This window comes from Paraburkholderia caribensis (assembly GCF_002902945.1).
GTDB classification, from domain to species: Bacteria; Pseudomonadota; Gammaproteobacteria; order Burkholderiales; family Burkholderiaceae; genus Paraburkholderia; species Paraburkholderia caribensis.
In genome coordinates this window covers 3,070,866-3,084,224 of sequence record NZ_CP026101.1, presented here as the reverse complement: position 1 = coordinate 3,084,224, position 13,359 = coordinate 3,070,866, and the positions used below count along the sequence as shown (strand labels likewise).

9 protein-coding genes and 1 pseudogene are annotated in these 13,359 nt (G+C 62.0%); 8 read left to right on the top strand and 2 right to left on the bottom strand.

The genetic code is table 11. The annotated features are described in order from the left end of the window. Positions 1-190 precede the first annotated feature (190 nt). Positions 191-1,126: pseudogene (locus C2L66_RS41630) on the top strand (YadA family autotransporter adhesin); the annotation flags it as partial. 225 nt (positions 1,127-1,351) lie between these two features. Here the strand turns inward: C2L66_RS41630 and C2L66_RS13615 are convergent. After that, entirely contained in the window at positions 1,352-2,197 is an 846-nt protein-coding gene (locus C2L66_RS13615) for a MurR/RpiR family transcriptional regulator (protein ID WP_054928976.1), read from the bottom strand. 302 nt (positions 2,198-2,499) lie between these two features. Between C2L66_RS13615 and edd the strand changes: the two genes are divergently transcribed. The 4 genes from edd (at position 2,500) to C2L66_RS13595 (ending at position 7,181) form a co-directional block, all read left to right on the top strand. Then, the gene (gene edd, locus C2L66_RS13610) at positions 2,500-4,398 is read left to right on the top strand and encodes a phosphogluconate dehydratase (protein ID WP_054928975.1); all 1,899 of its coding nucleotides are present in this window, start codon (positions 2,500-2,502) and stop codon (positions 4,396-4,398) included. Between the two features lie 19 nt (positions 4,399-4,417). Then, positions 4,418-5,059, top strand: a complete 642-nt coding sequence (gene eda / locus C2L66_RS13605) for a bifunctional 4-hydroxy-2-oxoglutarate aldolase/2-dehydro-3-deoxy-phosphogluconate aldolase (RefSeq protein ID WP_054928974.1) — start codon at positions 4,418-4,420, stop codon at positions 5,057-5,059. 255 nt (positions 5,060-5,314) lie between these two features. Continuing rightward, entirely contained in the window at positions 5,315-6,676 is a 1,362-nt protein-coding gene (locus tag C2L66_RS13600; protein WP_060599683.1) for a GntP family permease, read from the top strand. A 10-nt stretch (positions 6,677-6,686) separates the two neighbouring features. Further along, positions 6,687-7,181: a gluconokinase gene (locus C2L66_RS13595; RefSeq protein WP_054928972.1), complete on the top strand. Its 495-nt coding sequence runs from the start codon at positions 6,687-6,689 to the stop codon at positions 7,179-7,181. 870 nt (positions 7,182-8,051) lie between these two features. Here C2L66_RS13595 and purB read toward each other — a convergent pair. After that, positions 8,052-9,440, bottom strand: a complete 1,389-nt coding sequence (gene purB / locus C2L66_RS13590; RefSeq protein WP_060599684.1) for an adenylosuccinate lyase — start codon at positions 9,438-9,440, stop codon at positions 8,052-8,054. 147 nt (positions 9,441-9,587) lie between these two features. Between purB and C2L66_RS13585 the strand changes: the two genes are divergently transcribed. The 3 genes from C2L66_RS13585 to C2L66_RS13575 all read left to right on the top strand — a co-directional run bounded on the left by C2L66_RS13585 (position 9,588) and on the right by C2L66_RS13575 (position 13,270). After that, a complete protein-coding gene (locus tag C2L66_RS13585) occupies positions 9,588-10,544 on the top strand; it encodes a LysR family transcriptional regulator (RefSeq protein WP_054928966.1) in 957 nt (318 codons plus the stop codon). Positions 10,545-10,718: 174 nt separating this feature from the next. Next, the gene (locus C2L66_RS13580; RefSeq protein WP_098021578.1) at positions 10,719-12,011 is read left to right on the top strand and encodes a Glu/Leu/Phe/Val family dehydrogenase; all 1,293 of its coding nucleotides are present in this window, start codon (positions 10,719-10,721) and stop codon (positions 12,009-12,011) included. A gap of 365 nt (positions 12,012-12,376) precedes the next feature. Then, positions 12,377-13,270, top strand: coding sequence for a glutamate/aspartate ABC transporter substrate-binding protein (locus C2L66_RS13575; RefSeq protein ID WP_054928964.1), 894 nt, complete (start codon positions 12,377-12,379; stop codon positions 13,268-13,270). Positions 13,271-13,359: the final 89 nt, after the last annotated feature.

Below are 13,359 nucleotides of genomic sequence, written 5' to 3'. Positions count from 1 at the left end.
TGGAATTAACGATACCGTTTTCGGCTTCGGCGCCTCCGCCGGCGGAAACGACAATACGCTCATCGGCGCGCACGCAAAAAGCACTGTCACATGGGGAACGGCTGTCGGATCGGACTCTCAGGTCGCTTATTTCGGTGCCGCGCTTGGTGTCAGTTCGGTTGCGTCGGGTGACTTTTCTGCGGCAGTGGGCGCTGCTGCGAACGCGACTGGCGCCTCGTCTTCGGCGTTAGGTTACGGATCAAGTGCGGTTACCTCGAATTCGGTTGCGCTGGGTGCAGGGTCTGTAGCGAAGTCGGGGACGCTGTTTTTAGGGGGGTTCCAGCCAGTTGGCGGCACGGCGATCTCGGCGGCGACGGCAGCGGGTGAAGTGTCGGTGGGCGCGGCAGGCGCAGAGCGCCGCATCACGAACGTGGCAGCGGGCCTCACAGCGACGGACGCGGTGAACGTGAGCCAGCTGATGTCGGAAGATGCGAAGGTCAACAACATTTCGATCAACCTGAGCAGCCTGTCGAACACCGTGAACAACATCAACACGGGGACGGGTGGTGGCATCAAGTACTTCCACGCGAACTCGATGCTGGCGGACTCGGTAGCAGCGGGCACTGACTCGGTGGCGATCGGTGGTGCGGCGAGCGCAGCAACGGCGAACTCGGTAGCACTGGGCGCGAACTCGGTGGCGAACTCGGGGACGCTGTTTTTAGGGGGGTTCCAGCCAGTTGGCGGCACGGCGATCTCGGCGGCGACGGCAGCGGGTGAAGTGTCGGTGGGCGCGGCAGGCGCAGAGCGCCGCATCACGAACGTGGCAGCGGGCCGCACAGCGACGGACGCGGTGAACGTGAGCCAGCTGATGTCGGAAGATGCGAAGGTCAACAACATTTCGAACAACCTGAGCAGCCTGTCGAACACCGTGAACAACATCAACACGGGGACGGCGCTGACGATGATCCCCGACGTCGATCAGGGCAAGACGATCGCGGTCGGTGTCGGTGCCGGTTCGTACCACGGCTATCAGGCCACTGCGCTGGGTGCTTCGGCACGCATCACGCAGAACATCAAGGTCAAGCTCGGTGCCGGTATCAGCGGCCAGGGCACGACGGTCGGTGTCGGCGCTTCGTACCAGTGGTAATCGGGAAGTAAGTGCAAGGGCGGTGCAGTAACGGCCGCCTGAGCGCAGTCTTCACCAGCAGTACGCTTCAAAACGAAACGGGCTCCTTCAGGAGCCCGTTTTGCATTTGTACGTCCGCTTCGCGTTCGTCGCGTTTCGGCTGTTGCATGCATGCCGTGGCTGCTGGATCGCGATAGCGGGATCATCAATGCAGCAGCGCTGCATGCTCCCATCAACGCCGCCGGTCTACTCCTGCGGCCCGATCCGCCGCCTCGCAATCAGATCCTTCGCACCAGCCAGTTTTTCCGCCAGCTCCGGCCCGCGCTGCAACGCCACGCCGACAGCCAGAATGTCACCGATCGCGAGGTGCGACGTGCGCGACGTCATCGGAGAAAAGATGTCGGTGTCTTCGTCTACGTTCGCAAACAGCCCGATCGACGCGAGCCGCGCAAGCGGCGAATTTCCATGTGTCAAGGCAATCACCTTCGCGCCCGCGGCGAGCGCGGATTTCGCCGCGTCGATGATGTCGCGCGTGCGGCCCGTATTCGAGATCGCGACGACGACATCGCCTTCGCCCAGCAACGCCGCCGACATCAGAAACGTATGTGGGTCCGAGTACGCGACGCTCGGCATGCCGAGCCGGAAGAATTTGTGCTGCATGTCGAGCGCGGCAATGCCCGAGCCGCCCGCGCCGTAGAACTCGATGCGCTTTGCGTGCGCGAGCAGTTCGATCGCCGCCGCGACGCTGTCGGTCGACAGATTGTTGCGCACCTGGATCAACGCGCCGATGGTCCGGTCGAGCACCTTCGCCGCTACGCCGGGTGTCGGCTCGTCGGGGCGCACGTCGCGATACACGGCGGGCACTTCCGTTGCTATCCCTTGCGCAAGGCGGATCTTGAACTCGCGGAAGCCGGAGAAGCCGAGCGCGTGACAGAAGCGCGCGATGGTCGGCTGGCTCACGCCCGCGCGCGCCGCGACCTCGGTCATCGACAGGTCGAGTACTTCGCGCGGCGCTTCGATCACGTAGTCGGCGAGCTTGCGCTCGGAAGGGCGCATCTGGTCGCGCATCGCTTCCACCTGGGACAGCATCATCGGGAATCTCGCACTATGCTGAAGAATGCGTGGACTATAGCTGATAGATGAACCAAGTACAAAAACTACAAGAACGCCGTAGGTAATTACCCTTATGTGTTGGTGGATATCCCTGAAAGCGCCAATGCATAAAGGTTAGAGGCGGATTTACCGCAAACGCCGATTCAGCAACTGCCACATTGTGTGCGTGTAGTTTTTCTACTAATATCCCGGTTGTCGGCTTTCCAGGCCGTTTCCCGCGATACCAATCTGGCGTACAGCGCTCAAGCCAAGGCGCGCAGGCCAGCGACGAAGGAGCATCGATGGTTTCCCCGCATTCGCAACTGATGAAAGTCACGAAGCGCGTGATCGAGCGCAGCAAGCCGACGCGCCACGCGTACCTGTCACGCATCGACCAGGCGCAGGGTAAATTCCCGGCGCGCGGCGCGTTGTCCTGCGCGAACCTCGCGCACGGCTTCGCCGGCATGGAGGGCAACGACAAGCTCGTCATCAAGCAGATCCGGCAGCCGAACATCGGCATCGTCTCGTCGTACAACGAGATGCTCTCGGCGCATGCGCCGTACAAGGATTTCCCCGACATCATCAAGGCCGCCGCGCGTGAAAACGGCGGCGTCGCGCAATTCGCGGGCGGCGTCCCGGCGATGTGCGACGGCATCACGCAAGGCAACGCGGGCATGGAGCTGTCGCTGTTCTCGCGCGAAGTGATCGCGATGAGCACAGCGGTTGCACTCACGCACAACATGTTCGACGCGGCACTGTGCCTCGGCGTGTGCGACAAGATCGTGCCGGGCCTGTTGATCGGTGCGCTGCAATTCGGCCATCTGCCGACCATCTTCGTGCCTGCCGGCCCGATGACGAGCGGCCTTTCGAACGACGACAAGGCCAAAGTGCGCCAGGAATTCGCGACGGGCAAATGCGGCCGCAACGAGCTGCTCGAATCCGAGGCCGCCGCGTATCACAGCCACGGCACCTGCACGTTCTACGGCACGGCCAACAGCAATCAGATGCTGATGGAAATCATGGGCCTGCATCTGCCGGGCTCGGCGTTCGTCCATCCGCATACGCCGCTGCGCGACGCGCTGACCGCGCAGGCCGCGCGACGCGTGCTCGACCTGACGGTGGATCGCGGCCACTACATGCCGATCGGTCACGTGATCGACGAGAAGGCGATCATCAACGGCATCGTCGGTTTGCTCGCGACGGGCGGCTCGACCAATCACACGCTGCACCTCGTCGCGATTGCGCGCGCGGCGGGCATCATCATCGACTGGGACGACTTCGACACGCTGTCGGCAACGGTGCCGCTGCTCGCGAAGGTCTATCCGAACGGCAAGGCCGACGTGAACCACTTCCACGCGGCGGGCGGCATGGCGTTTCTGATCCGCAATCTGCTCGAAGGCGGCCTGCTGCATGACGACGTGAACACGGTCGTCGGCAAAGGCCTTTCGCGCTACGCGGAAGAGCCGAAACTGCTCGACGGCAAGCTGACGTGGGTGCCGGCCGCCGCTGAAAGCCACGACACGGCTGTGCTGCGTGCCATCGGCGATCCGTTCCAGCCGGACGGCGGCTTGCGTCTGATGCAAGGCAAGCTCGGCCGCGGTGTGATCAAGATTTCGGCCGTTGCGAAGCAGCATCGGACAGTGAAGGCGCCCGCCATCGTGTTCGATTCGCAGGAAGCCGTGCAGGAAGCCTTCGATAACGGCGAGCTGAAGCGCGACTTCATCGCTGTCGTGCGCTTCCAGGGCGCGCGGGCAAACGGCATGCCCGAGCTGCATCGTTTGACGCCGCTGCTCGGCGTGTTGCAGGATCAGGGTTTCCATGTCGCACTCGTCACGGACGGCCGCATGTCGGGTGCATCGGGCAAGGTGCCCGCCGTGATTCACGTATCGCCCGAAGCGCTGCTGCAAGGGCCGCTCGGCAAGGTGCGAACGGGCGACACGCTCGTGATCGACGCCGAAGCGGGCGTGCTCGACATCGAAATCGACGACGCAGAATGGGCCGCACGTCCGATTGCCGTGTCGCAGCATCAGGCGGAAAACGAAGTGGGCTTTGGCCGTGAGCTGTTCGGTGTGTTCCGTGCGGCGGCGGCGCCGGCTGAGCTGGGCGCGTCGGTGTTCGGGCCGCTCGTCGGCGAAGCGCCGCACGCAACTGGAACGGCAAACGCCGTGGCGAGCGAAGCCAGCCACGCAATGCAGAAATAAAGCGAAAAGGAGTCTGAAGATGACGTCGAAAACAGTCAGCGAAATCGTGCGCCTGGGTCCCGTGATCCCGGTCCTCGCATTCGATACCGTCGAACAGGGCGAACACGTTTCGCGCGCGCTGCACGCAGGCGGCGTGAAGGTGCTGGAAATCACGCTGCGCACGCCCGCTGGCATCGGGGCGATCGAGCGCGCGAGCCAGCTTGCCGAAGACATCGTCGTTGGCGTCGGCACGATCACGAGGCCCGAACATTGCGCGCAGGCGAAAAAGGCGGGCGCGCAGTTCGGCGTGTCGCCGGGACTCACGAAAGACATGCACAAGGCCGCTCAGGACGCCGGTTTGCCGCTTTTGCCCGGCGTCATGACGCCGAGCGACATCATCGTCGCACTTGAACTCGGCTATGAAATCGTCAAGTTCTTCCCGGCGCAACAGGCGGGCGGCGTACCGATGCTGCAAGCCTTCCACGGCCCGTTCCCGACGTTGAAGTTCTGCCCGACGGGCGGCATCACGGCGGAAACCGCGCCGAACTTCCTCGCGCTGCCGAACGTAGTGTGCGTGGGCGGTTCGTGGCTGACGCCGAAGGCGGCGCTCGCTGCGCAGAACTGGGACGAAGTCACGCGTCTCGCGCGCGCTGCGAGCGAACTGGCAGCACCTGCACACTGATGCGCAGCATAGTGTTTTGAACAAGCGTGTAACTGGCTGCTGTAACGAGCCTCGCCGCTTCAGCCCCTGACGGGCTGCAGCGGCGAGGTTTTTTTTGATTTTGCGCGGGTTTATTCCACGCGCCACCGACGTCAACAAACAGTAAAATTCAGCGTCCGCGAAAGTGCTCGCTCAGAAGGCACTTTCTGCATCCGGAAGCGGGCGAGGTGCAGCAGCACTTTGCAATTCAAACCAACAAAGCAAAGGAGGAGCTTCATGGAAGCTGTCCACGGCAGCATGCTGCTGATCTACGCCGTGATCGCCATTGCGGTGCTGATCCTGATGATCACGCGCTTCAAGGTGTATCCGTTCCTCGTCCTCATCATCGTGTCGTTGCTGCTGGGTCTTGCCGTCGGCATGCCGGCGGGCACGATCGTGAAGTCGTTCGAAACGGGCAACGGCAACACGCTGGGTCACATCGCGATCGTCGTTGGTCTCGGCACGATGCTCGGCAAGATGATGGCCGAATCGGGCGGTGCCGAGCGCATCGCCACCACGCTAATCAACTGGTTCGGTGAAAAGAACATTCACTGGGCGATGATGTTCGTTGCGATCATCGTCGGCTTGCCTGTGTTCTTCGAAGTCGGCTTCGTGCTGCTGATTCCCATCGCGTTCAACGTCGCGAAGCGCACGGGCAAATCGCTGCTGCTGATCGGCCTGCCGATGGTCGCGGGTCTGTCCGTCGTGCACGGCCTGATTCCGCCGCACCCGGCTGCGCTGCTCGCGGTGCAGGCGTATCACGCGGACATCGGCCGTACGATCGCGTACGGGCTGCTCGTCGGCGTGCCGACGGCGATTGTCGCTGGTCCGTTGTTCGCGCTGCTGATCCACCGTCATATCAAGCTTGCGGAAAACAATCCGCTCGCCGCGCAGTTCGTCGATACCGAACATCAGACGGGCTCGCGCGAGCTGCCGGGTTTTGGTATCACGCTGTTCACGATTCTTCTGCCGGTGATCCTGATGCTGATCGGCAGTTGGGCCGATCTCGTGTTTGCGCCGAAGACGACGCCGAACGATCTGCTGAAGTTCATCGGCACGTCTGACGTTGCGCTGCTGATTGCCGTCCTCGTCAGCTTCTGGACGTTTGGCGCGAGCCGCGGCTTCAACCGCGAGCAGATCCAGAAGTTCTGCGGCGAATGTCTTGCGCCGATCGCGGGCATTACGCTGATCGTCGGCGCGGGCGGTGGTTTTGGTCGCGTGCTGATGGATAGCGGCATCTCGAAGCAGATTGTCGAAACGGCGACGTCTGCGCATTTGTCGCCGTTGCTGCTTGGCTGGTTCGTCGCCGCGCTGATCCGTCTCGCGACGGGTTCGGCGACGGTTGCGATGACGACGGCGTGCGGCATCGTCGCGCCGATCGCGCAGGCGAGCGGCGTGCAGGTGAAGCCGGAACTGCTGGTGCTTGCGACGGGTTCGGGCTCGCTGATTTTCTCGCACGTCAACGACGGCGGTTTTTGGCTGATCAAGGAGTATTTCGGAATGACGGTGGGGCAGACGTTCAAGACGTGGTCGCTCTGCGAAACCATCATTTCGCTGATGGGCTTGGGTTTGACCTTCGCGTTGGCGGCGGTCCTGTAAGGAGTTTCAGATGATTTTGATCGCGATGGGCGTGTCGGGCGCCGGCAAGACCCGTATTGGCGAAATGCTGGCGGAGCGGCTGAAGTGCAGCTTCACGGATGGCGACGCGTTTCATAGCGCTGCCAACAAGGAGAAGATGCACAACGGCATTCCGCTGACGGATGAAGATCGCTGGCCGTGGCTCAGGACGATTCGCGCGGCGATCGAGGAGAAGCAGGCGGCGCATGAGGATGCGGTTTTTACTTGTTCTTCGCTGAAGCGTTCTTATCGCGATGTTTTGCGCGCGGGCGATAAGGATGTTTGCTTTGTCTATCTCAAGGGCTCGCGGGAAGTGCTGCAGGAGCGTTTGCAGACGCGTACTGGGCATTTCTTTGATCCTTCGTTGCTGCAGAGCCAGCTCGATACGCTGGAAGAGCCCGGGGATGATGAGGCTATTACTGTGAGTATTGAACTGACGCCCGAGCAGATTGTTGAGGAGACGCTCAGTAAGTTGCGCGCCAGGTAGGGTTTGGAGTAGCGGTTGATTGATGGCCCGGTGGCGGTGGTTGGATTCGCTGCCCGGGCCGTTTTTGTTTGTGGTGGTGGGGAGGGCGTGGCGCAGGTTTTGGTTCTGGTTTGCTCGTGTTTTCGCTGGCATCCGCGATGCGTTACCTCGCTTCACGCGTCGCCCCTGTGCGGGGCGGCACCTACTTTTCTTTGCCGCCGCAAAGAAAAGTAGGCAAAAGAAAGCGGCTCACACCGCCAGCCCTTGTTCTTGTCCACGGGCCCCCAACGTCCCCATCCTTCACACGGCAACGCCCTGGTTCGTGTGCGTTGCCAACGCGCTGAATGAGCGCCTCACCCACTTCAAACACCCGTACATGAGCCAGCGGCAGCGAATGGTATGTGCCGCCCAGGTGGCAAACTGTGTGTAGGTTGTCGCGTCGTATAGCGTGGCGCTCGTACCGCGTGGGACGCGTGCGCTATCGGTCTGGAGTGAAGCGTGTGGAGCACCGAGGGCCGACACACAGTTTGCCACCTTGGCGGCGGCGGACTGTCTGGCGCGGCATGCTCAAACACGGGTGTGTGAAGCGGGTGAGGCGCTCATTCAGAGCGCTGGCAACGAGCACGGGCCACGCGGTTGCCGTGTGAAGCGTAAGAACCTTTGGGGGCCCTCAGGCAAGAAGAAATGTTGGCGGTGTGAGCCGCTTTCTTTTGCCTACTTTTCTTTGCGGCGGCAAAGAAAAGTAGGTGCCGCCCCGCACAGGGGCGACGCGTGAAGCACGCTAACGAATCGCGGATGCCAGCGCAAGCGCAAGCGCAAGCGCAAAGCAAAGCAAACCAAATTGAAAGCCTGCGAACAGCAAAACCAAACGCCGCCGCAGGCAATAAACCGTTACTTGATCCGCTTGGCCAACTCAGCAGCCTTACCGACATAAGACCCAGGCGTCATGGCAAGCAGACGCTCCTTAGCATCGGCGGGAATGGCAAGACCATTAATAAAAGTCTGCAACGCATCCCGCGTGATGCCCTTCCCCCGCGTCAACTCCTTCAACTGCTCATACGGATTCTCGATACCATACCGACGCATAACAGTCTGCACAGGCTCAGCCAGCACTTCCCAGGTCGCATCGAGATCATCGTTCAGCCGCTGCGGATTCACCTCAAGCTTATCCAAGCCACGATTAAGCGCGTCATAAGCCAGCAACGCATACCCAAACGCAACACCAATATTGCGCAACACCGTCGAATCGGTCAGATCCCGCTGCCAACGCGAAACCGGCAGCTTATCTGCCAGATGCCGCAGCGTGGCATTCGCCAGCCCGAGGTTCCCTTCCGAGTTTTCGAAATCGATCGGATTGACCTTGTGCGGCATCGTCGACGAGCCGATTTCACCCGCCTTCGTCCGCTGCTTGAAATAGCCAAGCGAGATATAACCCCACACATCGCGGTCGAGGTCGAGCAAGATCGTGTTCGCGCGCGCGACGGCATCGAACAGTTCAGCCATGTAATCGTGCGGCTCGATCTGGATCGTGTACGGGTTGAACGTCAGGTTCAGACGCTGTTCGACGACTTCCTTCGAAAACGCTTCCCAGTCGAACTCCGGATACGCGGACAGATGCGCATTGAAGTTGCCGACCGCGCCGTTCATCTTGCCGAGCAGTTCGACCTTCGCGATCCGGTCGATCGCACGCGACAGACGCGCGGCAACGTTCGCCATTTCCTTGCCGAGCGTGGTCGGGCTGGCGGGCTGGCCGTGCGTGCGCGAGAGCATCGGCTGATCGGCCTGCGCATGCGCCAGCGCGACGAGGCGTTGATGCACGGCGCGCAGCGCCGGCAGGATCACGTGTTCGCGCGCGCCGGCGAGCATCAGGCCGTGCGACGTGTTGTTGATGTCTTCCGACGTGCACGCGAAGTGGATGAACTCGCTCGCGCGTTCCAGTTCCGGCTGACCCTTCACCGATTCCTTCAGCCAGTACTCGACAGCCTTCACGTCGTGATTCGTCACGCGCTCGATGTCCTTGATGCGCGCGGCGTCATGCGCGGTGAAGCGTTCGACGAGTTGCAGCAGGAATTGCTCCGACGCTTCCGAGAAGCGCGGCACTTCCGCGAAACCGGCGTGCGACAACGCGATCAGCCAGTGAATTTCCACCTTCACGCGATGGCGCATGAACGCGGCTTCCGAAAGCCAGTCGCGCAGGGCTTCGGTTTTCGATGCGTAACGGCCGTCGAGCGGGGACAGGGCGGTCAGCGCGAAGAGAGTGTCGGGGCGGGTGTCGGACATGATGGGAGGGGCAGAAACCGTGAAGAGTCGGTGACAGATACAAGCGGGGAGAACCGCGAATTTTACCACTTTAGGACATCAGCCCCGGCGCACGGCCCGGCGCCGCTAGAATGCAGGCTTTCCGTTACTGGTGGAGCGCTGGTCCGTATGGAACTGAAATGGCTCGAAGACTTCGTGTCGCTGGCGGAAACGCGCAGTTTCAGCCGCTCGGCGGAATTGCGGCACGTCACGCAGCCCGCGTTTTCGCGGCGCATCCAGGCGCTCGAAGCGTGGCTCGGCACGGAATTGATCGACCGTTCGGTTTACCCGACGCGCCTCACGGCAGCGGGCCAGGTCTTCTACGAGCAGGCGCTCGCGATGCTGTCGCAGTTCCACGAGGCGCGCACGCTGTTGCGCGGCCATACGGCGACGCCCGCCGCGACGATCGAATTCGCGGTGCCGCATACGCTGTCGCTCACGTACTTCCCGCGCTGGCTGCAGCGCATCGAGGCGCAGCTCGGCCCGATCCATACGCGGCTGCGCGCGCTGAACGTGCACGACGCGGTGTTGTCGCTGGTCGAAGGCGGCTGCGATCTGGTGATGGGCTATCACCATCCGAGCCACCCGGTCGCGCTCGATCCCGCGCGCTACGACATGCTGACGCTCGGCATCGAAGCGATCAGCCCGTTTTCCGCGCCCGGCAAGGGCGGCCGACCGCGCTACACGTTGCCCGGCACGTCGGACGCGCCAACACCCTATCTCTCGTACACGCCGAATGCCTATCTGGGGCGCATGACAGAGGTGATCTTTGCGACGGCGCCCGGCCGCCTCTACCTCGATCGCGTGTATGAAACGGACATGGCCGAAGGACTGAAGGCGATGGCGCTCGCCGGACACGGCGTCGCGTTCCTGCCGCACAGCGCCGTCGAAGACGCCGTCGCCGATGGCCGTCTGATCCGGCTCGACCGCGCGTCGCGCGGCGTCGCGCAAGGTCAGCTCACCCTGACGATGGAAATCCGCCTCTACCGCGACAAACTCGCCGCGCAGACCGACGACGCGCGCCAGCAACTCGTGCGCGCGTTGTGGGACGTCGTGAGTACGGAACTCGCGCAAGCGTCGAAGTAGTCGCCGGCAAACAAGAGTGCATTGCAGGACGCGCAAATAACGGCTTTGCGACACGCATTTGCGCTTTCCCCAGCGTTATGCAAGAAAAACATAATGGGATGACCAAACGGCATTGGACCCCTTCAGCGCTTTTTTTCGACAATGGCGTCACCCGATAAAAACGCTGGAGCGTTCATGTCTACCGCGGCAAATCTGCAGTCCATCCCGTCCTACCTTCATGCCGACGATCTCGGCCCCTGGGGCAACTACCTCCGTCAGGTCGATCGCGTCGCGCCGTATCTCGGCCCGTTGTCGCGCTGGCTGGAAACGCTCAAGCGGCCGAAGCGCATTCTCGTCGTCGACGTGCCCATCGAACTCGATAACGGCACCGTCGCGCACTTCGAAGGCTATCGCGTGCAGCACAACGTGTCGCGCGGTCCGGGCAAGGGCGGCGTGCGTTATCACCAGGACGTGACGTTGTCGGAAGTGATGGCGCTGTCGGCATGGATGTCGGTGAAGAACGCGGCCGTGAACGTGCCGTACGGCGGTGCGAAGGGCGGTATCCGCGTCGATCCGCGCAAGCTCTCGCGTGGTGAACTGGAGCGCATGACGCGCCGCTACACCAGCGAAATCGGCATCATCATCGGACCGAACACCGACATCCCCGCGCCGGACGTGAACACCAATGAGCAGATCATGGCGTGGATGATGGACACGTACTCGATGAACCAGGGCCAAACGGCCACGGGCGTCGTGACGGGCAAGCCGATCACGCTCGGCGGCTCCCTCGGCCGTCGTGAAGCGACAGGCCGCGGCGTGTTCGTCGTCGGTTGCGAAGCGGCGCGCCGCATCGGCATGGATATCGAAGGCGCGCGCATCGCCGTGCAGGGCTTCGGCAACGTCGGCGGCATCGCGGCGCGTCTGTATCAGGAAGCAGGCGCGAAGGTCGTCGCCGTGCAGGATCACACGGGCACGCTGTACAAGGCATCGGGCATCGACGCCGTTGCGCTGCTCGAGCACGTCGCGAAGCACGGCGGCGTCGGCGGTTACGCCGAAGCCGACACGATCGCGAACGAAGACTTCTGGACGGTCGAATCGGACATCCTGATCCCGGCTGCGCTGGAAAACCAGATCACCGAGAAGAACGCGGGCAAAATTCGTACGAAGATCGTGGTAGAAGGCGCGAACGGTCCGACCACAACGGCCGCCGACGACATCCTGCACGACAAGGGCATCCTCGTGATCCCCGACGTCGTCGCGAATGCGGGCGGGGTGACGGTGTCGTACTTCGAGTGGGTGCAGGATTTCTCGAGCTTCTTCTGGACGGAAGACGAGATCAACGAGCGCCTCGAACGCGTGATGCGCGAAGCGTTCGCGGCCGTGTGGCAGGTGGCGAGCGAGCAGAAGGTGTCGGTGCGCACGGCGGCGTTCATCGTTGCTTGCAAACGCATCCTTCAGGCGCGCGAAATGCGCGGTCTGTATCCCTGATACAGCGCGGCCGTCGGGCAATACACGGCCGCAGACATGACGGACCTGGCGCCCGGCCGGCAGGCGGGCGCCACGCAACAACGCTTCGCGAGCGCGAATCGACGGACTCGCGCAGAATACCGGGCGGACGGCATCTTCGGGTGCCGTCCGCTTTTGTGCAGTTGAAGTTGCACCCGAACCGGCAAAAACGACGCATCCGATCACGTTTGCATCGCTCCGGTGAAGGCGCTGTAAGCCAATACTGGCGCCGCACCGCGCAAATTGGTGGCTTTATGCAACACTGCGCGCGGAACATGGTTAACAACCATACTTTCAGAATAATTACTGAGATACACTGGCGCCGGTTCTTGCCAAGGAGATCACAAATGAAGGTTAAAAAAGCTGCGCTGCTTCTCGCGACTCTGGGATTGTTCACGGTAGGCGCGCAAGCGCAGGACGCCGGCACGCTGAAGAAGATCAAGGACACGGGCGTTATTTCGCTGGGCCACCGCGAATCGTCGATTCCGTTTTCGTACTACGACGACAAGCAGAACGTGGTCGGCTACTCGCAGGAATTCGCGCTGAAGGTCGTGGATGCCGTCAAGCAGAAGCTGAACATGCCGGACCTGAAGGTCAAGCTGACGCCGATCACGTCGCAAAACCGTATTCCGCTGGTGCAGAACGGCACCGTCGACCTCGAATGCGGCTCGACCACGAACAATGCTGAACGTCAGCAACAGGTCGCGTTCTCGAACACGATTTTCGTGATCGGCACGCGCCTGATGACGAAGAAAGATTCCGGCGTCAAGGACTGGGCGGACCTGAAGGGCAAGACCGTCGTCACGACGGCTGGCACCACGTCCGAGCGCCTGCTTCGCAAGATGAACCAGGACAAGAACATGGGCATGAACATCATCAGCGCGAAGGACCACGGCGAGTCGTTCCTGACGCTGTCCACGGGCCGCGCTGCCGCGTTCATGATGGACGACGCACTGCTCGCCGGCGAGCGCGCCAAGTCGAACACGCCGAACGATTTCATCATCGTCGGCGCGCCGCAATCGCATGAAGCTTACGGCTGCATGCTGCGCAAGAACGATCCGGAGTTCAAGAAGGTCGTCGACGACGCGATCGCCAAGGTCGAAACGTCGGGCGAAGCGGACAAGATCTACAAGAAGTGGTTCGAATCGCCGATCCCGCCGAAGGGCCTCAACCTGGCCTTCCCGGAAAGCGACGATATCAAGGCGCTGTACAAGGCGCCGAACGACAAGGCAATCGACTAACCCTCGAACAACCGTTAGCTGAACAGTCAACGTGTTGAACAGAACGGAAGGGGCAAGCGCTTCTTCCGTTTCTTTTTGTTGGAGTCTTC